Consider the following 19,252-nt stretch of genomic DNA (forward strand, 5'->3'; position numbering starts at 1 on the left):
ACAGTTCAGCTAATTCAAATTATTGGAGCGAAAAATGCAAGCCCAAGGAAAAATTGTTCAATGTATTGGCGCCGTGGTTGACGTGGAATTTCCACGCGATCAAATGCCCAAGATTTATGATGCCCTGAAAATGGAAGGCTCTGCCTTGACATTGGAAGTGCAGCAGCAACTCGGTGACGGCGTGGTGCGTACCATTGCGCTGGGTTCATCCGACGGTCTGCGCCGCGGCTTGATGGTGTCCAACACGGGCAACCCCATCACAGTGCCAGTTGGCAAGGCCACATTGGGCCGCATCATGGACGTGCTCGGCACGCCCATCGACGAGCGCGGTCCTGTCAGCCAAGAACTCACAGCGTCTATTCACCGTAAGGCCCCTGCTTATGACGAATTGAGCCCTTCACAAGAATTGCTGGAAACCGGCATCAAGGTGATTGACTTGGTTTGCCCATTCGCCAAGGGCGGTAAAGTGGGTCTGTTCGGTGGTGCCGGTGTGGGCAAAACCGTGAACATGATGGAGTTGATCAACAACATCGCTAAAGCGCACAGCGGCTTGTCCGTGTTCGCAGGTGTGGGTGAGCGTACACGTGAAGGTAATGACTTCTATCACGAGATGGCTGACTCTGGTGTGGTGAATCTGGAAAACTTGCCTGAGTCCAAAGTGGCGATGGTTTACGGTCAGATGAACGAACCCCCAGGTAACCGTTTGCGCGTGGCCCTCACAGGTTTGACCATTGCGGAATCTTTCCGTGACGAAGGCAAAGACGTGTTGTTCTTCGTGGACAACATCTACCGTTACACATTGGCCGGTACCGAAGTGTCCGCCTTGTTGGGTCGTATGCCTTCTGCTGTGGGTTATCAGCCTACACTGGCCGAAGAAATGGGCCGTTTGCAAGAGCGTATTACTTCCACCAAAGTGGGCTCCATCACTTCCATCCAAGCCGTTTACGTGCCAGCCGATGACTTGACCGACCCGTCACCTGCCACAACGTTTGCTCACTTGGACTCCACCGTGGTGTTGTCTCGTGACATCGCCTCTTTGGGTATCTACCCTGCTGTGGATCCTTTGGACTCTACAAGCCGTCAGCTCGATCCTTTGGTCGTGGGCGTGGACCACTACGAAACAGCGCGCGCTGTTCAAGGCACACTGCAGCGTTATCGCGAACTGCGCGACATCATTGCGATTATGGGTATGGACGACTTGGCACCAGAAGACAAGTTGGCTGTGGCCCGTGCCCGTAAGATTCAACGTTTCTTGTCTCAGCCTTTCCACGTTGCTGAAGTCTTCACAGGCTCACCCGGCAAGTACGTGACATTGGCCGAAACCATCCGCGGTTTCAAAATGATTGTGGCTGGCGAGTGCGATCACTTGCCAGAGCAAGCGTTCTACATGGTGGGTACCATTGACGAAGCCTTCGAAAAGGCCAAGAAAATGGCGTAAGCCATTTTTGTAAACCCTTTTCAAGGAACACACTATGAACACCCTCCGCGTTGATGTGGTCAGTGCCGAAGAGTCCATCTTCTCAGGTGAAGCCCGTTTCGTGGCCTTGCCTGGTGAAGCCGGCGAGTTGGGCATTTATCCCCGTCACACACCGTTGATCTCACGCATCAAGGCTGGTTCCGTTCGCATCGAAAAAACCGATGGCACCGAAGAGTTCGTCTTCGTGGCTGGCGGTGTTTTGGAAGTGCAACCCGACCACGTGACTGTGTTGTCAGACACTGCGATTCGCGGTAAAGACTTGGACGAAGAAAAAGCCAATGCAGCCAAAGCCGCTGCAGAGGATGCCCTTCGCAATGCCAAGTCCGAAATCGACATGGCGCGTGCGCAAAGCGAGTTGGCAGTTTTTGCTGCCCAGCTGGCAGCCTTGCGCAAGTTCCGCACTAAAAAATAAAATGATGGCGTTCAACACGCTGATCGTTTTCTGAAACCCGGCGCACGCCGGGTTTTTTGTTTTCAAGGACACCATGCGCAAAGCTAAACTTCGAGCAGCCACCTTGGGTGGCAATCCTGATGATGTGGAAGCCACTTTCTATGATGCCCTCCGACAAGGCGACATTGAACGGCTGATGTCTTGCTGGGCCGATGAAGAAGAAATTGTGTGTGTCCACCCAGGCGGACCTCGGCTTGTCGGTGCAGGTGCCATTCGCGCCACATTTGAAGCCATGTTCGCCAATGGCACCGTTCAAGCGCATCCCGAAAATATTCACAAAGTTGATGCGTTGGCCAGCGCCATGCATCACTTGATAGAGCGGGTCGAAGTGTTGGGTGCCGACGGCCCGCAAACGGCGTACGTGATTGCCACCAACGTGTATCACAAGACACCACAAGGCTGGCGAATGGTTGCGCACCATGCAAGCCCCGGCACGCCGCATGCACCCCAAGAAATGTCGTCAAGCCCATCGGTTTTGCACTGAGTGTTGAGAAACCGTTAATGCAATACGCATCACCGTGGTGGCTGCCTGGCGGCCATTTGCAAACCATTTGGCCGGCGCTCTATTCACGCCGTTATGCGCATGCACCTGCAGTCTGGCGCCGCGAAAGATGGACCACCCCCGACCAAGATTTTGTGGATGTGGATTTTTGTGAATCTGCAAGGGCAGATGTGGCCAAACCTTTGCTGGTTTTGTTTCATGGCCTAGAAGGATCATCTGGCAGTCACTACGCGCAAGCGTTTGCTGATTGGGCGCAACACCACCAATGCGACTTGGCTGTGCCTCACTTCAGGGGATGCAGTGGCAGCTTGAACTTGGGCCCACGAGCCTATCATTCTGGCGATCACGAAGAGATCGATTTTTTCTTGCGAAAGTTCAAGCAACAAGCTGACATGAATCAGCGACCTGGCGTACTTGCGGCGGGTGTGTCCTTGGGAGGCAATGCATTGATGCGATGGGCGGGTGAACAAGGACAAAGCGCGCAATCTGTGGTGAAAGCCGTTGCGTCCATTTGCGCCCCCTTGGATTTAACGGCCAGTGGCAAAGCCATCGGCGAAGGTTTCAATCGACAGGTTTACACGCGCATGTTTCTGCGCACCATGAAACCCAAAGCCATAGCCAAATTGAAACAACACCCAGGCTTGTTTGATCCCCAAAAGTTGTTAGCGTCCAAAGATTTGTATGAGTTCGACAATGTGTTCACGGCGCCATTGCATGGCTTTCAGAACACCGACGATTACTGGCTCAAAGCTTCTGCATTGCCCGTGATGTCGCACATTGCAGTACCGGCTTTGGCATTGAATGCAGTGAACGATCCCTTCGTGCCTGCATACAGTTTGCCGACACGACAGAAAGTCAGTACTTACGTAGAATTGTGGCAACCTCAACATGGCGGTCATGTTGGATTTGCAAAGGGGTCTCTGCCCGGCCATTTGAAGGCCATGCCGCAAGCGGTGGGTGCGTGGCTGTTGCAGCATTTGAAATGAGTGAGCGCAATGGATGACTTAGTCAAACAAGCCATGGCCAAATGGCCCAATGTGCCAGATTGCTATGGCTGGTTGGGGCTGGACGAGCGAGGTCATTGGTACCTTCGAGACGATGCGGCACAAGCCAGTGGCAGTTTTCAAAGTGGTGCAAAAGGGGCCAAGGGCTCACTGCTTCGGCACGAGAAGTTGATTGAATTCATCCATCGAAATTACGCACCCGATGCGCAAGGTGCTTGGTTTTTCCAGAATGGCCCTCAACGAGTTTACGTCGAGTTGGCTTTGACGCCTTTGGTTTGGCGTTTGTCAGATGACTTTCAATTGATGGCCCAAACAGGTCAAACGGCGCAGGTTCAGGCTTGCTATACGGACGAAGAAGGCCGCGTGTACTTCAACACGTCGATGGGCTTTGGCCTGCTTCATACCTTGGACGTGGGCAAAGCCGCAGAGGGCCTTGAGCAAGGCTTGTGGCAACTCGAGACAACAGACGCTGCCAACTTGCAAACGACGTTTGCTTTCAGAATCAGCCCAGCAACAGACAAGAAAAAACCGCTCTGATTTGCATCGAGCGGTTTTGTTTGAAAGGCGTAGGCTTTTCAGCCATGCCAGATCAGAGAATTACTTCTTTTCTTCAGCAGCAGGTGCCGGTGCTTCTGGCTCTTTGAATTTGCCGCCAGCTTGTGAAGCCATGTAGGCCACAGCACGTGCAATTTCCAAGTCGCTGAATTCGCCGCCAGCTTGTGCGCTCATGGCACCTTTGCCTTTGAGTGCGGAATTCACCAAAGACTCGAAGGTGTTTTTGATGCGAGGAGCCCAAGCGGCCACATCGCCAAATTTAGGTGCACCTGCCGCGCCTGAAGCATGACAAGCGGAGCACTGAGCTTTGTAGACATCTTCGCCAGGACGAGCGGCTTTGGCTGCATCACGGAATTGAACGGCGCCCACTTTTTGAATCCGCTCGGCGACGTCGCGTTCGGCATTGCTGTAGGTCACAGTGGTTTTGCTGAGGTCGAAATAAGCAAAGATGATGATTGCAGCGCAGGCAATGATCAACCAAAGGTCTGATTTAGAGATTTTGGAATTGCCGGAATGGCTGTCGTGACTGTTCGTGCTCATGGCGTCCTCAGAAATTCTGTGCGATGTTTGGGGGTGCTAAATAGAGCAGAAATTATAACCGCGGGGTGACCGCATGGTGGGGCGACGTCTGCGAGAGAAGTCCCCATGCCATAATTGTCGCAAACACCATTCCTAGCGCGGCTGTAGCTCAGTGGATAGAGTATTGGCCTCCGAAGCCAAGGGTCGTGGGTTCGATCCCCGCCAGCCGCACCAAAGTTATCGGTTGCCCATCACGCCGACCACCCCTTCACTGGGTGTCAACAAGATGTCTTCTTTTCGCCTGCGCACGCCCACAGGTGATGCGGCCAAACCTTTTTGCGAGGCTTCAATGTCTTCGATGCTGGGGTAGTCGCCTAATAGCCAATAGTCAAAAACACGTCTGGCAATGGGCGCGGCTTGGGCAGCACCAAAGCCGGCGTTTTCCACCACAATGGCCAAGGCAATTTGCGGTTCATCAGCTGGTGCAAAGGCCATGTACAAGGCGTGGTCACGCTGATGCTCTTCCAATTTGCTGGCGTTGTACTTGTCTTTTTGGCCAATGGTGACGGCTTGTGCGGTGCCGGTTTTGCCCGCACTTTGGTAGGGTGTGCCCGCAAACACTCTGGCAGAGGTGCCTTCTTTGGCCACGCCAATCAAACCCTGTTTCACCACAGCCACATTCTCAGGCTTGAAGCCTAAGTTGAGAGGCGCCTCACCGGCCACACTTCGGTCTACACGTGCAATGGGGTCTTGTGTGGCCATGACCAAGCGAGGTTTGCGCACCACCCCGCCATTGGCCAAGGTGGCCGTTGCCGTGGCCAATTGCAGCATGGTGAAGGCGTTGTAACCTTGGCCAATGCCCAGGGAGATGGTTTCACCGCCGTACCAACGTTGTTGCTCGGCTTTCTTGTAGGTGTTCTTTTTCCATTGGGTGCTTGGCAAGACGCCGCGCACTTCACCTGGTAAATCGATGCCTGTGATTTGACCAAAACCCAAAGGCTTCATGAAGTCGTGAATGGCATCCACGCCCATGGTATTGGCCAATGAGTAGTAGTACACATTGCTGGACAACACAATGGAGCGAACCATGTCAACAGGCCCAAGGCCTGTATCGCCGTGGCTTCGAAAGGTGTGACCGCCGTAGTTCCACGAGCCTTGGTCGTTGATGATTTCGCTGGCGCTGCGTTTGCCTGTTTCGAGTGCCGCTAAGGCCATGAAGGGTTTGTAGGTGGACCCCGGTGGGTAAGTGCCGCGAATGGCCCGGTTCAGCAGAGGCTTGTCGATCGACTCACTCAAGGCTTTCCAGCTTTCACTGTCGATGCCATCGACAAATAAATTGGGATCGAAGGTGGGCTTGCTGACGAAGGCTAAAACTTCGCCGGTGCGTGGGTCCATGGCCACCAAAGCACCGCGACGATCGCCGAACAAGTCTTCCACCATCTTTTGCAATTTGATGTCGAGTGACAGCACCACGTTTTGGCCAGGCGTGGCGGGTCTGCTGGCCAGTCGCCGCACGGCTTTGCCGCCTGCCGAGGTTTCGACTTCTTGCACACCGGTGATGCCATGCAGTTCTCGCTCGTAGCGTTGTTCTACGCCTAACTTGCCGATGTATTGGGTACCGCGGTAGTTGCCTTCGTCATCGCTCTCTTCAATTTGTTCTTTTTCTTTTTGGTTGATGCGGCCGATGTAGCCCACCACGTGGCTGGCCAAATGACCATAGGGGTAGTTGCGGAACAAACGCGCTTTGATTTCAACACCCGGAAAGCGGTAATGCTGCGCAGAGAACTTGGCCACTTCTTCTTCTGTGAGACGTGAACGAATGGGCAGTGAGTCAAAGTTCTTAGACTCTTCTCGCATGCGTTTGAAGCGACGACGATCGCGCAGTGGGATGTCGATGATTTCAGACAAACTGTCGATGGTGGCTTCGAGGTCCTTCACGCGTGAAGGTGTGATTTCGAGTGTGTAGGCCGAGTAGTTGTTGGCCAACACAACGCCATTGCGGTCCATGATCGTGCCGCGATTGGGCACTGTGGGCAAGATGGCGGTGCGATTGTTTTCTGCTTGCTCTAACAAGTCTTCGTGCCGAATGACTTGCAAATAAAACAGGCGGATGCCCAACAAAGCAAAACACAAAAGCACCACGCCTTGCAGCACCATCACGCGCGTTTGAAATTTGAAAATCTCAAACTCGGTGTTGCGCAACTCGCTTAACGAGGGCAGGTGCAGCGCCATGATTTAGATCGGGCGATTGGCGTCAGGATCGTGCGCCCGACGCTGTGGTGCCAGCAAAATAAAGTTGGCTGCCGGCCACAACAAGGTTTCCAAGATGGGCGAGAGCAGCAATGGCCAACCTGGAAAATCATTCCCCGTCGTGAGGCGAATGACCCATCCAGTGGCTTCTGCCAAGAAAAGGAAAGGAATGATTTGGATCATTTGTTCTTTGATGGGAAACCACAGAAGTCGCCGATGCAAAGTGAAAGCGCAGTAACTCAAGATGGCATACGTGAGTGCATGTTGCCCCATCAGGGAAGACTGCTGCACATCGGTCCAAAGGCCCAAGCAAAAAGCAATGCCAATGCCAACACGTCGAGGTTGATGGATGCCCCAGAAGAAGATGCAGACTGCCAACAGGTCTGGCAACCAAATGGCTTGTGTCAAACCCAACAGCATGTTCAACACCAAACAGACCAACAGACTGAGGCCAATGAACCAAGGACTGACGGGCAACAACAGGGCCTCACGACGCGACATGATCATGGTGTTTTGCCTTTTGTCGCTGCCTGAGCGCCAATGGGTTGCAAGATCAGCACATGCCGACCTTTCATGTCAGCCAAAGGCTTGGCATGAATGCGTGCGAAAGAGATGTCAACGCGCCTTTCGATGTGCGAGATGCGAGCCACTTGCAGGCCGGCTGGGTACACGCCATCGATGCCGCTGGTGGTGAGCAAGTCGCCTTCTTTGACGTCAGCCCCGGCAGGCACAAATTTAAGTTCGATTTGTGGAATGCCGCCCAAGATATCGCCGCTGGCAATGTTGCGTGCACCTGTTCGGCTGTTGAGCACAGGGATGCTTTGATCGCGGTCTGTGAGCAAAGTCACTTCGGCAGACAAGGGGTACACGCGAGTGACCTGACCCACAACGCCTCCGGTGTCGACGACGGGAGAACCTAGCGCCACATCTTTGAGTTGCCCTTTGTCAATCACGATGCGTTGGTTGTAGGGGTCGGGCACATCAAACAAAACTTCAGCCACTTGCGAGGGTGTGGCCACACTGCTTTGGAGTCCCATCAGCTGACGAAGGTTTTGGTTTTCAAGTTGCAACTGCTCAACTTGTTGGGCACGCAAAGATTGCAGCAAGACTTGCGACTGGGCCAGCTTCAATTTTTGTTGCGCATCGTCCAAGCTTTCAAAGTGCTTGCTGACAGATGACAAGGCTTGCCCAGGTTGCAGCACCAACCACTGAACGGGCAGGACCAAGGTGGCAAGGCCGGCGCGAATGGGTTTGGTGAATTGAAGTTGTTTGTCGCCAAACATCAGCACCACAGACAAGGCGCCGAAAAAAATCAGTTTGGTCAGGGGCGCGAACCCCACCCTGAAGAAAGGTGGGGGGCTGCGGTCAAGAGACTCCAGCGCCATGCGATGCGCCAGTGTTATTCACTGGTGAAGATGCTGCCCAGACGGTCCATGCGTTCGAGGGCCATGCCGCAACCGCGGGCCACGCAAGTGAGGGGATCTTCTGCCACCAAGACGGGCAAGCCAGTTTCTTCGGACAGCAAGCGATCGAGGTCGCGCAGCAACGCACCACCACCGGTGAGCATCATGCCGCGATCAGAAATGTCGGCGCCCAGCTCAGGAGGGGTTTGCTCGAGCGCTGTTTTGACGGCTGACACAATGTTGTTCAGCGGATCGGTCAGTGCTTCCAAAATTTCGTTGCTGCTGATGGTGAAGCTGCGGGGCACGCCTTCAGACAGGTTGCGGCCTTTGACTTCCATTTCGCGCACTTCGCTGCCTGGGAAGGCAGAGCCAATGCTTTTCTTGATGGCTTCAGCGGTAGGTTCGCCAATCAGCATGCCGTAGTTGCGGCGGATGTAGTTGATGATGGCTTCGTCAAACTTGTCGCCACCCACGCGCACGCTGCCTTTGTAGACCATGCCGCCCAAAGAAATCACGCCCACTTCGGTGGTGCCACCGCCGATGTCGACCACCATAGAGCCAGAGGCTTCAGACACGGGCAAGCCCGCGCCAATGGCAGCGGCCATGGGTTCTTCAATGAGGTACACCTCGGAGGCGCCGGCGCCCAAAGCCGATTCGCGAATGGCACGGCGCTCCACTTGGGTAGAACCGCAGGGCACGCAAATGATGATGCGGGGGCTGGGGCGGAAGGTGCTGCGGGGGTGCACCATGCGGATGAACTGCTTGAGCATTTGCTCGGTGACCGTGAAGTCGGCAATCACGCCGTCCTTCATGGGACGAATGGCTTCAATGTTGCCCGGCACCTTGCCCAACATGGACTTGGCTTCGTGGCCGACAGCCTGCAAAACCTTCTTGCCTTGGGGGCCGCCTTCGTGGCGAATGGCGACCACTGAGGGCTCGTCCAAAACGATGCCTTTGTCGCGAACAAAAATGAGGGTGTTGGCCGTACCCAGGTCAATGGCCAAATCGGTAGAAAAATAACGGCGGAACGAGCTGAACATAACAAATCCTAAACAACTGCAGTTTTGAGGCGGTCAACTGCGGTTTGGGGGGCATGAAAGGGAAAAATTTGTGGGCTTGAACAGGCTTTTTTGGAGAGCCTGCAGCGAACGCACGATAATAACCGATCGCTTGAAAAAAAACGCGAATTGAGGCCCCAAATTTGAGGGCTTCAACGCCCATCAAGAGCCCGTAAAGAGTTAATTTTTATGTCATTGACTGCCCAAGATATTGACCGCATTGCCAATTTGGCCCGGTTAGAGCTGCCACCCGAGGAGGGCCAACGCATGTTGGACCAAATCAACGGCTTTTTCACCATCGTGGAAGCCATGCGTGCGGTCGACACCACCGGTGTTCAACCCTTGCCACACCCCATTGCCACCATCCAAGAGGTGGCCTTGCGCCTGCGGGACGACGTGGCCAGTGAGCCCAATCAGCGAGAGGCCAACCAACAAAGCGCCCCCGCTGTCGAGCGCGGTTTGTTTTTGGTTCCCAAAGTGATCGAGTAAGGGGACGCCATGACCACATTGCATGATTTAACCGTTGCCGCCCTGGCCGCCGACCTTCGCGCTAAAAAAGTCAGCGCCGCCGAGCTTGCGCAGCACTTTCTGGCGCGCAGCCAAGCCGATACTTCGGGTTCTTTTTTAAGCCTCAATGCAGAAGCCACGCTGGCGCAAGCCAAAGTGGCGGACGCTCAATTGGCTGCTGGAACAGCCGGCCCTTTGGCCGGTGTGCCTATGGCGCACAAAGACATTTTTGTCACCACCGACTTCCCCACCACGGCCGGCTCCAAGATGCTGGAGGGCTATCGCTCGCCGTTTGACGCCACCGTGGTGCGTAAATTGGGCGTGCAAGAAGGCGGCGCCGGCATGGTGAATGTGGGCAAGCTCAATTGCGATGAATTCGCCATGGGTTCGTCCAATGAGAACTCAGCTTACAAATCCGTCACCAATCCTTGGGACACAAAGCGTGTACCCGGCGGATCGTCGGGTGGCAGTGCGGCAGCAGTGGCGGCGCGCTTGGTGCCTGCTGCAACGGGCACTGACACCGGGGGTTCAATTCGCCAACCCTCTAGCTTTTGCGGTATCACGGGCATCAAGCCCACTTACGGCCGCGCATCACGTTACGGCATGATTGCCTATGCGTCGAGCTTGGACCAAGCTGGCCCTATGGCGCGTACGGCAGAAGACTGCGCATTGATGTTGTCTGCCATGTGCGGCCCCGACTTAGACCGCGACTCCACATCCTTGGATGTGCCCGCAGAAAACTTTGCGCGCGATTTGAATGCCTCCATCGATGGCTTGCGCATTGGCATTCCCAAAGAATTTTTTGGTGAAGGTTTGGGGCCTGGCGTTCGCGCAGCAGTCGACGCTGCGTTGAAAGAATACGAAAAGCTGGGCGCCAAGTTGGTTCCGATCAGCTTGCCTCGCACAGAACTTTCTATTCCTGTGTACTACATCATTGCGCCTGCTGAGGCGTCGAGCAATTTGAGTCGTTTTGATGGCGTGAAGTTTGGCCATCGCACCAAGGACTACACCGACCTCGTGTCGATGTACAAGCGCTCGCGTGCTGAAGGTTTTGGCGAAGAAGTGAAGCGTCGCATCATGACCGGCGCGTATGTGTTGTCGCACGGCTACTACGATGCGTACTATCTGCAAGCGCAAAAAATTCGCCGCATGATTGCCGATGACTTTCAGCAAGCTTTCAAAGTTTGCGACGTCATTGCGGGTCCTGTCGCACCCACAGTAGCTTGGAAGTTGGGTGAAAAAGCCGACGATCCTGTGGCCAATTATTTGGCCGACATCTTTACCTTGCCAGCATCGCTGGCAGGCTTGCCTGGCATGAGCGTGCCAGCAGGATTTGGCGAAGAGGGCATGCCTGTGGGCTTGCAACTGATTGGCAATTATTTCAAAGAAGCACAGTTGCTCAATGCCGCACACCGTTTGCAGCAGGCCACTGACTTTCACCTCCGTCAACCAGGAGGCGCAAAATGAGCACGAAACAAAAAACGCTGTTGGTCCAAGGCTACGAAGTGGTCATTGGCTTTGAAACCCACGCCCAACTTTCGACACAAAGCAAAATTTTCAGCCGTGCGCCCATTGCGTTTGGTGCAGAGCCCAACACGCAAGCGTGTGCGGTGGACTTGGCCTTGCCTGGTACGCTGCCCGTTATGAACAAAGGCGCGGTGGCGCGTGCCATCGAATTTGGCTTGGCCGTTGGATCGCACATTGCAGAAGAAAGTATTTTTGCGCGCAAAAATTACTTCTACCCAGATTTGCCTAAGGGTTATCAAATCAGCCAATTTGAAATTCCCGTGGTGCAAGGCGGCGAGGTGTCGTTCTTTGTGGGCGATGAGAAAAAAACCGTTCGCTTGGTTCGCGCGCATTTGGAGGAAGACGCCGGCAAATCTTTGCACGAAGACTTCATTGGCCAGAGTGGCATTGACCTGAATCGCGCAGGTACACCTCTCTTGGAAATTGTGACCGAGCCCGACATTCGCTCTAGCGAAGAAGCGGTGGCCTATGCCAAAGAGCTGCACAAAATTGTGACCTGGATTGGCATTTGCGATGGCAACATGCAAGAGGGCAGTTTCCGTTGCGATGCCAACGTGTCGGTGCGCAAGCCTGGCGCCCCTTTAGGCACTCGCCGCGAAATTAAAAACTTGAACAGCTTCAAGTTCATGCAGCAAGCCATCGACTTTGAAGTGCGCTGGCAAATTGAGCAAATTGAAGACGGCTTTGAAATTCAACAAGCCACGGTGCTGTTCGATCCGGATACGGGCGAAACACGCGCCATGCGAACCAAAGAAGATGCGGCCGATTACCGTTACTTCCCCGATCCCGATCTGCCACCGCTGGTCATTGGCCGTGATTGGGTCGCGCGTGTTCAATCCGAGATGACAGAGCTGCCTCGTGTGATGGCGGCACGATTTGTGGCCGACTACGGTTTGCCAGAGTACGATGCCACCACGCTGACGCAAAGCAAAGCCATGGCGGCTTACTTTGAAGCTGCGGCCAAGGCTTGTGGACAAGCCAAGTTGGTCAGTAACTGGGTGATGGGTGAAGTGTCACGTCGCTTGAATGCCAGCGAAGTGGGCATTGAGCAAGCGCCTGTGAGCGCGGCGCAACTGGCCGCCATGATTGGCCGCATTGCCGACAGCACCATCAGCAACAGTGCTGCGAAGCAAGTGTTTGATGCATTGTGGACTGAGGGCGGCGAAGTGGACGCCATCATCGAGGCCAAAGGCCTGAAGCAGATGAACGACACCGGCGCCTTGGAAGCCATCATTGACGAAGTGCTTGCGGCTAATCCGAAGAATGTTGAAGAGTTCAAAGCGGGCAACAGCAAAGCCTTGAATGGTTTGGTCGGCCCCATCATGAAGGCCAGCAAAGGCAAGGCCAACCCAGCTCAAGTGAATGAGCTTTTGTTGAAGAAGCTACAGGCTTAAGGAGAATTGCGCTTCAAGCTCAGCTGAAGCGCTTTTCTGAAGCGTTAAACGCCGTAACGATCGCGATAGGCTTGTACCTTGGGCAGGTGCTGGCCCATCTCGTTACCGCTTTGTGTCGACAAATAAGCGAGCAAGTCGGACAACTGCGCAATGCAGCACACATCCATGCCCAAGGTGTTGCGCACATATTGCACGGCGCTGTGTGGCACAGCTTTCACCGAACCATCGGCTTGAACTTCGGTGGCCATTTCTTGTCGGTCCAAAGCAATGGCGATGGCGTGCGCAGTGGCGCCGGCTTTTTTGATCAGCTCAATCGACTCGCGCGCAGCAGTGCCTGCGCTCATCACGTCGTCCACAATCAACACGCGGCCTTTGAGGGGGGCGCCCACCAAGGTGCCCCCTTCGCCGTGGTCTTTGGCTTCTTTGCGGTTGTACGCAAAAGGCACGTTTTTGCCCAAGCGCGCCAATTCAATCGACACAGCCGCACCCAAAGGAATGCCTTTGTAAGCGGGTCCAAAAATCATGTCGAATTCGATCTCGCTGGCAACCAAAGCTTTTGCATAGAATTGAGCGAGTTTTCCGAGTTTGGCGCCATCGTCAAACAAGCCTGCGTTGAAGAAATAAGGGCTCATGCGGCCGGCTTTGGTTTTGAACTCACCAAATCTCAGCACGCCAGCATCGACGGAAAATTGAACAAACTCTTGCGCCAAGGCCGCTGTGTCGGTTGGGGGTGTGTGTCCAGTCACCATGGGGAAATCCTTGTTTAAATTAACCAGCTTGAACTTGAACGGCATCCGTTCTGCGGCCACCAAAGGGGTGGAGGCGTGGATTGCTCAAAACAATCCCGATTGTATTTGCGTGCAAGAGGTTAAAGCACAAGCGCCCGATGTGGCAGGCAAATTTGAGACCTTGGCAGGGCTGAAGGGGCATTTTCACTTCGCTGAGAAAAAGGGTTACTCGGGCGTAGCGGTTTACAGCAAACACGAGCCCAGCGAGGTGGTGGTGGGCATGGGTTGTGAGGAGTTTGATGCAGAAGGCCGTTTTGTGGAGTTGCGCTTTGACACGCCCAAGCGCAAGCTGTCGATCGTCAGCGCTTATTTCCCCAGTGGCTCATCGGGACCTGAGCGGCAAGAAGCCAAGTTTCGTTTCTTGGACCACATGGGCCCCCACCTCAAGTCTTTGGGCGCGCAGCGTGAATTCATTGTGTGCAGTGATGTGAACATTGCGCATCAACAAGCCGATTTGAAGAATTGGAAAAGCAACCAAAAGAACAGCGGTTTTTTGCCAGAAGAGCGAGCGTGGATGACGCACATGACCACGGAAGGTCCCTTGGTGGATGTGTATCGACGCTTGTATCCTGACACGACGGATGAGTGCTACACCTGGTGGAGCAACCGTGGGCAAGCGTATGCCAAGAATGTGGGCTGGCGTTTGGATTACCACTTGGCTACGGCCGCGTTGGCAGAAGGCGCCACCAAGGCTCACATTTACAAAGAGACGCGCTTCAGCGATCACGCGCCTTTGACCATTGATTACAACTGGTCGCTTTGAAACTGAAGTTCAGTCTCGCAAGTAGGTGAGCATTCTGCCTTTGTAGGCTGCTTCGGTTTCGGTGGCTGAAATGTCGAGAACTTCTTCACGCAAGCTAAAGCCTTGTGCCGCCATGTTTCGGTGAAAGTGCGCACGGTTGCCTCGATTCGGGTCGACCACCCAAACTTCTGCATGGTCTTCAAGGTGCTCGTTGATGTAATGCGCCAGGTCGCCTTGCTCGTCGCGTTCGTACAAAATATCGCTGCCAATGATCAAGTCGAACCTGCTGTTGACTTTGGGATCTTGGTGCTGTTCACTGTGCTGGCCCCAGTGGCCATGCTGATAATTCATCGGGCTGAGCTTGTTCAGTCGCAAGTTTTCGCGCAGAAACTCACCGGCCAAGGGGTGACAATCGGAAGCGGTAATGTTGGCGCCGCGGCGATGGCCCACCAAGCTGGACAAAGCCAAACCACAACCAATTTCTAAGATTCGTTCATGGGTGCTGACAGGTCGAAGGGCCAAGCGTTCGGCCAAGCGCGAACCGGATGGCCACAGCAAACCAAACAAAGACCAAAACGCAGAGGAGATGCCAAGTGCCAGTGCAGCGTCTTCAGGGTCGTAAAACTGTTGCTTGTCCAACAAGGAGCGAACGAGCAAATTGGGTACACCGTGCACGGCGATGGACTCTTGCTTGGTCAGATAGCCGGGTGCACTAGCGGGTGGCAGCGAGTCCATTGCGCCTGCATCAGCAGGCATCGAAGAGGTGTGTGTCACATAGGCAATCGGACAGCCACGGAGTGGAGCTGGTTTGCTGGATCTTACGCTTCATTCGTTCAAGTCGCTAAAGTCGCTAAAGTCGATTTGTCGGTCTGCGCGGGCAATGGTCTCGGGCCGATGGGCGATGACAATGCGCGTGAGTTGCAGTTGCGACAGCGTTTGTGAAACCGCTTGTTCGTTGTGCATGTCCAAATGGCTGGTGGCTTCGTCCAAAGCCAATACGGTGGGTTGTCCATAAAGCGCGCGCGCCAGCAAGAGCCGCTGCTTTTGCCCACCGCTCAAGCCCGAGCCTAACTCCCCAATGAGGGTGTGATACGCCATCGGCATGCGCATGATGTCGTGGTGAATTTCTGCCAATTGCGCACAGCGTTCAATGGTGGGCTGATGCGGCGCTTGATCAAAGAAAGCAATGTTGTCGGCAATGCTGCCGGTCAGCAGTGCATCTTCTTGCATGACCACGCCGATTTTGCGGCGTACATTGGACAAGCCCAATTGTTGAACGGGTACGCCACCATACAAAACGATACCGTGGGTGGGAGCCATAAGTCCCAACATGATCTTGAGCAAGCTGGTTTTGCCGCAACCACTGGCGCCTGTGATGGCCACATGCTCGCCAGCTTGAATGCACAGGTTGAGATTCTGAAAGAGCCAGGGCTCGGTGTCGGTGTAACGAAACGAAACATTGCGAAGTTCAAGGCTGGCTGACAGATGGGCCAAATCGTTGACAGGCAAGTTGCCCTTTGGTGTGTCTTGTTCGGGGGGCGTCAGCACAATGTCGGCCAATCGGTCGCGATGCAAGTTGAGCATCTTGAGTTCGATGCCTTGGTTGATGAGGGCGCTGACGCGTCCAGTGAATTGCATTTTGTAACTGATGAACGCCAACAGCATGCCAACGGTCAAAACCGAATTGCCGGAGTTCTGTGCTTGTGAGGCCAAAATGATTTTGGCGCCTAACCAAAACACACACAAATTTTCCAAACCAAAAATAAGCGTGCGGGCGGCGTTGAAGCCCATGTTGAGTTTGGCTGTCTGAAAATCACGGTTCATGACTTCCACCATCAGACTTTGCCAACGCGTTCGACGCTCGTTCTCACGCGCAAACAATTTGAGGGGTGTCATGGCCCGCAGTGTTTCGATGAAGTGACTTTGCTCTTGACCTGCCAAGACCAAACGTTCGGACGCAGCATGTCGGAAGGGGGCGTAACTGATCCATCGGACGATGGCGTACAAGGCGGAGGCTGCCATCACCACCCAAGTGAGCGTAGGTGAATAAATGAACATCATGACCAAGGCCGCAATGGCCATCAAGCCGTCGAGCAAAGACTCGAGCGTGGTTTGGGTCAGTGTTCTTTGAATGTCGTGCACAGCGCCAAAGCGGGAAGCAATATCACCCAGATGGCGCTGCGCAAACCAATCGGCTGGCAACTTGAGCAAATGCGCAAACACATTGCTCAGCCACTGAATGGACACGGTTTGGCTGAGCACCATGACCCACCAGCTTCGGGCCAAAGAAAGCGCGGATTGAATGAGAAGAATGAGAGCAAAGCCTGCCACCAAAACCGACAGCAATTCGTGGTCGCCAGATGTCAAGACATCGTCGACCACCGCTTGGTTGAACAGGGGCATGAAGATGGCGAAGAGTTCGAGAACAAATGCCAATGCCAGTATTTGCGCAGCTGATTTGCCAAACCCTCGAATGTTGCCAGTCAGTTGCGACAAAGGAAACGATTTGGCAACAGGCTTTGTTTTGAATTGCGCCTGCGGCGTAAGTTCTAGCGCAACACCCGTGAAGTGTTGCGAGGCTGTTGCCAAGCTGATGTTTCGCAGACCAAGTGCTGGGTCGAGCAAGGTAACTTGCTGTCCCTTGATTTTTTGCAGGACTACAAAGTGGTTCAAGTCCCAATGCAAGATGCAAGGCGTGGCCAGTTGGTGAAGCTCCTCTAACTCTAAACGAACAGGTCTGGCGTTGAAACCCAAGACTTGACTTTGGTCGATGAGTTGTTTGAGATTGGCGCCCTTCAGGGTCTGAGGAAACTTGTGCCGCAAATCCATGAGTCGCCAATGCTGGCCGTGTGCATTGGCAATCATGCACAAGCAAGCCAAGCCGCATTCGGCGTTTTGCAGTTGCAGAACCGGATTCAAGTGAAAGCTGCTTTGTGATGAAGAACGAGTGCCTGCATAAGGAAGTTACGCAGGCACTGCATGCCAAGCTTATCGGAGGCAAATGCCGTTGGTGTAGTCGCCCATGGGGTTGTATCCGCCTGTATCTACTGAGCCGTAGCTGGAGGGGTCGAACTCAACTTTTGAGCCGAACTCTACCAAAGTAACTAAATCTGAAAATGCACTGATTGCTCTAATGGCCCATGTCGTCGCAATGCCTCCACCTTGCACTTCATTCAATTCATCTATGTTCAAACTTCTCATTTCACTCTCCTGGTTGTGCTGAAAAAATCGTTTCAGCGGCGATGTCTGGTTCGAAAAAAGAGGCAACAAGCAAAGTGCTTGCATTGACTGCTGCATGTATGACGCTTGAAAGTAACAAGGCTTTGTGTGTTCCCAATTCCAATTTGTGCAAGTCGTACTGTTTTAAAAAAATATAAAAATATGCGTAGAGCGTCAAAACTCTGAAGAGAACAGGCAACGGATATTCTTTGGGAGTGATGAAGTGAAGTGCTGTGAGCAATGACGGGGCTAATAAAAACATGACCTTGCGGTTGAATAACTTTTCAAAAACGGCTGCTGACCCAATTAATAAAAGATTTTCGAAATAAGGTGCAATGAGCAGGCTGATGAAAATGATCTTTCCAATGGACATTGAGTCTGTGCCATCGGCTTCATAGTCGACATTGCAAAATAAAAGTATCAGTGACAAATAGATGACCTGGAAGACAACAAGGCCCACAGTGACATCGATAAAGCCATGTCGATTGAGATGCGAAGCCCTGATTTTTTGAACGATGTTCATGATGTTTGTTGCCGTGCGTGAATGGCCAGAAGTGGCTCGAAAATCCATTCCCAAATGCCTCGAACATCGTGAATGACATCGGCTTCGAGGGTCATGCCGGGGCGAAGCAAGTGTTGTTCGCCAAACGCCACAACATGCTGTGATGCCAAGGCCACTTGAATTCGGTAGAGCGGTTCATTGCTTTGGGTAGAAGCCAGCAGTGCATTGCCTTGGCCATGCGGCAAGTCTTGGGGGGCGATGGGCGTGCCGCTGATTTTGACCACACGACCTTTGGCCAAGCCAAATTTTTGATACGGATAGGCGGCAAGTCGCAACCAAACTTCTTGCCCAGGCTGAATGAAGCCGGCTGTGCGCGTGGGTGCAAACAGCGCTGCGATCAGTGGCGCGTGGGCTTGAAGTTGTGGGGCTTGGGGTTCCGTTTGGGGCACCAAACTGGCGATGGTTTGACCCGCTTGAATCACTGCGCCCAAGGGCAAATGGAGCGTGCTGATTTGCCCCGCTTGTGGCGCCAACACGCTGCTGGTTTTGCGCAATTGATTTTCGGCCGTTTCTTGATCGAGGCTGGCCAGGCTGCGATCGACTTGGAGCAGGTCGATGGCCCCTTGTTTTTGCAGGCTGTTCAATTCGGCTTGAGCTGCGCGGTGTTCTCGCGTGAGTGCTGTGCCATTGCGCTGTGTATTTTCTAAGCGGGATTGCAGGTCGATGAGTTCTTCTTGTTTGTTTTGCGCCTGGATGTCGGAAACAAAACCCTCGTGGGCCATTTGTTCAAAGCGGCGCCATGTTTTGTGCGCCAACTCGACTCGGCGTTTGGCAAGGGCTTGCTCTTGGGTGGCTTGCTCGGACTCGAGTGACAAGGAGCGAACGCGCTCGGTCATGTGCAAGAGGCGCTGTGCGTGCTGAGACTGGCGAGAGGCGCGCTCTGACAGCAAGGTGGTGCGGCGCTGTGCCAAATGAGAGGCCAGCAATGCTGAGGCGCTGCCCTCGGGTGTGGCTTTGTCGGTGTTGATGACAAACAGCGTTTGGCCTTGTTGAACCCACTCGCCTTCTTGCACGGTTTGCGACAGCAAAACCCCCGCGGTGGGAGCGCTCAATTCGAGCGTGCCCATTTGTGCCATGAGGATGCCCGGCACACGCACTTTGCGTGCAACTTTGCCCCAAGCGCCAAATGCCACCAGGGCACCTGCAAGGGCCAGAGCGACACCTGCGATCAGGCTAAAACGCGGATGGTGTGCCAAGTGAATGCCGCCTAGCCAAGAAGCTTGCTTGGCTTGGGTGACTTGGCGGCGAAAAAGTGGGGTGTGCATGGGTCCTTGAAAGAAAGAACCCTCACAAT

General features: G+C 54.0%; 20 protein-coding genes and 1 tRNA gene. 10 read left to right on the plus strand and 11 right to left on the minus strand.

Annotated elements, in window-relative coordinates; translation table 11 throughout:
* The first annotated feature begins 34 nt into the window (after nt 1-34).
* The 5 genes from atpD to L103DPR2_RS01985 all read left to right on the plus strand — a co-directional run bounded on the left by atpD (nt 35) and on the right by L103DPR2_RS01985 (nt 3,971).
* Entirely contained in the window at nt 35-1,438 is a 1,404-nt protein-coding gene (gene atpD, locus L103DPR2_RS01965) for a F0F1 ATP synthase subunit beta (RefSeq protein WP_055359514.1), read from the plus strand.
* A gap of 34 nt (nt 1,439-1,472) precedes the next feature.
* Complete coding sequence (locus L103DPR2_RS01970) at nt 1,473-1,889, plus strand: F0F1 ATP synthase subunit epsilon (protein WP_055359515.1); 417 nt, start codon at nt 1,473-1,475, stop codon at nt 1,887-1,889.
* Between the two features lie 73 nt (nt 1,890-1,962).
* A complete protein-coding gene (locus tag L103DPR2_RS01975; RefSeq protein WP_055359516.1) occupies nt 1,963-2,412 on the plus strand; it encodes a YybH family protein in 450 nt (149 codons plus the stop codon).
* A gap of 17 nt (nt 2,413-2,429) precedes the next feature.
* Nucleotides 2,430-3,416: a YheT family hydrolase gene (locus L103DPR2_RS01980; protein WP_055359517.1), complete on the plus strand. Its 987-nt coding sequence runs from the start codon at nt 2,430-2,432 to the stop codon at nt 3,414-3,416.
* 9 nt (nt 3,417-3,425) lie between these two features.
* Nucleotides 3,426-3,971, plus strand: a complete 546-nt coding sequence (locus L103DPR2_RS01985) for a DUF2946 family protein (protein ID WP_055359518.1) — start codon at nt 3,426-3,428, stop codon at nt 3,969-3,971.
* A gap of 60 nt (nt 3,972-4,031) precedes the next feature.
* Here the strand turns inward: L103DPR2_RS01985 and L103DPR2_RS01990 are convergent, their stop codons facing one another.
* Nucleotides 4,032-4,529 (minus strand): c-type cytochrome, encoded by a 498-nt coding sequence (locus L103DPR2_RS01990; RefSeq protein ID WP_055359519.1) that lies wholly within the window; start codon nt 4,527-4,529, stop codon nt 4,032-4,034.
* Nucleotides 4,530-4,666: 137 nt separating this feature from the next.
* Here L103DPR2_RS01990 and L103DPR2_RS01995 point away from each other — a divergent pair.
* Nucleotides 4,667-4,742: transfer RNA gene (locus tag L103DPR2_RS01995), tRNA-Arg, on the plus strand.
* A gap of 3 nt (nt 4,743-4,745) precedes the next feature.
* Here the strand turns inward: L103DPR2_RS01995 and mrdA are convergent.
* Genes mrdA through L103DPR2_RS02015 form a run of 4 tightly spaced genes read right to left on the minus strand, consistent with a single transcriptional unit; the run spans nt 4,746 to nt 9,201 of the window.
* The gene (gene mrdA, locus L103DPR2_RS02000; RefSeq protein WP_055359520.1) at nt 4,746-6,740 is read right to left on the minus strand and encodes a penicillin-binding protein 2; all 1,995 of its coding nucleotides are present in this window, start codon (nt 6,738-6,740) and stop codon (nt 4,746-4,748) included.
* A gap of 3 nt (nt 6,741-6,743) precedes the next feature.
* Nucleotides 6,744-7,265: a rod shape-determining protein MreD gene (gene mreD / locus L103DPR2_RS02005; RefSeq protein ID WP_055359521.1), complete on the minus strand. Its 522-nt coding sequence runs from the start codon at nt 7,263-7,265 to the stop codon at nt 6,744-6,746.
* A complete protein-coding gene (gene mreC / locus L103DPR2_RS02010) occupies nt 7,262-8,143 on the minus strand; it encodes a rod shape-determining protein MreC (protein WP_055359522.1) in 882 nt (293 codons plus the stop codon). The genes mreD and mreC overlap by 4 nt, the downstream gene beginning before the upstream one ends.
* 14 nt (nt 8,144-8,157) lie before the next feature.
* Nucleotides 8,158-9,201, minus strand: coding sequence for a rod shape-determining protein (locus tag L103DPR2_RS02015; RefSeq protein WP_055359523.1), 1,044 nt, complete (start codon nt 9,199-9,201; stop codon nt 8,158-8,160).
* A gap of 207 nt (nt 9,202-9,408) precedes the next feature.
* Between L103DPR2_RS02015 and gatC the strand changes: the two genes are divergently transcribed.
* The 3 genes from gatC to gatB are packed head-to-tail and all read left to right on the plus strand — an operon-like array spanning nt 9,409 to nt 12,647.
* On the plus strand, nt 9,409-9,708 hold the full coding sequence (gatC, locus tag L103DPR2_RS02020) for an Asp-tRNA(Asn)/Glu-tRNA(Gln) amidotransferase subunit GatC (protein WP_055359524.1): 300 nt from the start codon (nt 9,409-9,411) through the stop codon (nt 9,706-9,708).
* Nucleotides 9,709-9,717: 9 nt separating this feature from the next.
* Nucleotides 9,718-11,193 (plus strand): Asp-tRNA(Asn)/Glu-tRNA(Gln) amidotransferase subunit GatA, encoded by a 1,476-nt coding sequence (gene gatA, locus L103DPR2_RS02025; RefSeq protein WP_055359525.1) that lies wholly within the window; start codon nt 9,718-9,720, stop codon nt 11,191-11,193.
* Entirely contained in the window at nt 11,190-12,647 is a 1,458-nt protein-coding gene (gatB, locus tag L103DPR2_RS02030; protein WP_055359526.1) for an Asp-tRNA(Asn)/Glu-tRNA(Gln) amidotransferase subunit GatB, read from the plus strand. The genes gatA and gatB overlap by 4 nt, the downstream gene beginning before the upstream one ends.
* Before the next feature lie 44 nt (nt 12,648-12,691).
* On the opposite strand, the gene pyrE is transcribed toward gatB, so the two are convergent.
* Complete coding sequence (pyrE, locus tag L103DPR2_RS02035; protein ID WP_055359527.1) at nt 12,692-13,396, minus strand: orotate phosphoribosyltransferase; 705 nt, start codon at nt 13,394-13,396, stop codon at nt 12,692-12,694.
* Here pyrE and L103DPR2_RS02040 point away from each other — a divergent pair.
* Nucleotides 13,395-14,198: an exodeoxyribonuclease III gene (locus L103DPR2_RS02040; protein WP_197274897.1), complete on the plus strand. Its 804-nt coding sequence runs from the start codon at nt 13,395-13,397 to the stop codon at nt 14,196-14,198. The genes pyrE and L103DPR2_RS02040 overlap by 2 nt on opposite strands.
* 9 nt (nt 14,199-14,207) lie before the next feature.
* Here the strand turns inward: L103DPR2_RS02040 and L103DPR2_RS02045 are convergent, their stop codons facing one another.
* From L103DPR2_RS02045 to L103DPR2_RS02065, 5 genes are all read right to left on the minus strand, one after another.
* Nucleotides 14,208-14,912, minus strand: coding sequence for a class I SAM-dependent methyltransferase (locus L103DPR2_RS02045; RefSeq protein ID WP_156339934.1), 705 nt, complete (start codon nt 14,910-14,912; stop codon nt 14,208-14,210).
* A 90-nt stretch (nt 14,913-15,002) separates the two neighbouring features.
* A complete protein-coding gene (locus tag L103DPR2_RS02050) occupies nt 15,003-17,096 on the minus strand; it encodes a peptidase domain-containing ABC transporter (protein ID WP_055359529.1) in 2,094 nt (697 codons plus the stop codon).
* Nucleotides 17,097-17,165: 69 nt separating this feature from the next.
* On the minus strand, nt 17,166-17,378 hold the full coding sequence (locus tag L103DPR2_RS02055; protein WP_055359530.1) for a hypothetical protein: 213 nt from the start codon (nt 17,376-17,378) through the stop codon (nt 17,166-17,168).
* Nucleotide 17,379: 1 nt separating this feature from the next.
* On the minus strand, nt 17,380-17,919 hold the full coding sequence (locus L103DPR2_RS02060) for a hypothetical protein (RefSeq protein ID WP_055359531.1): 540 nt from the start codon (nt 17,917-17,919) through the stop codon (nt 17,380-17,382).
* The gene (locus L103DPR2_RS02065) at nt 17,916-19,223 is read right to left on the minus strand and encodes an HlyD family secretion protein (RefSeq protein ID WP_055359532.1); all 1,308 of its coding nucleotides are present in this window, start codon (nt 19,221-19,223) and stop codon (nt 17,916-17,918) included. Before L103DPR2_RS02065 ends, L103DPR2_RS02060 begins: the two co-directional genes overlap by 4 nt.
* Between the last annotated feature and the right edge of the window lie 29 nt (nt 19,224-19,252).

Origin of the sequence: Limnohabitans sp. 103DPR2 (genome assembly GCF_001412575.1) — a bacterium.
GTDB lineage: Bacteria > Pseudomonadota > Gammaproteobacteria > Burkholderiales > Burkholderiaceae_C > Limnohabitans_A.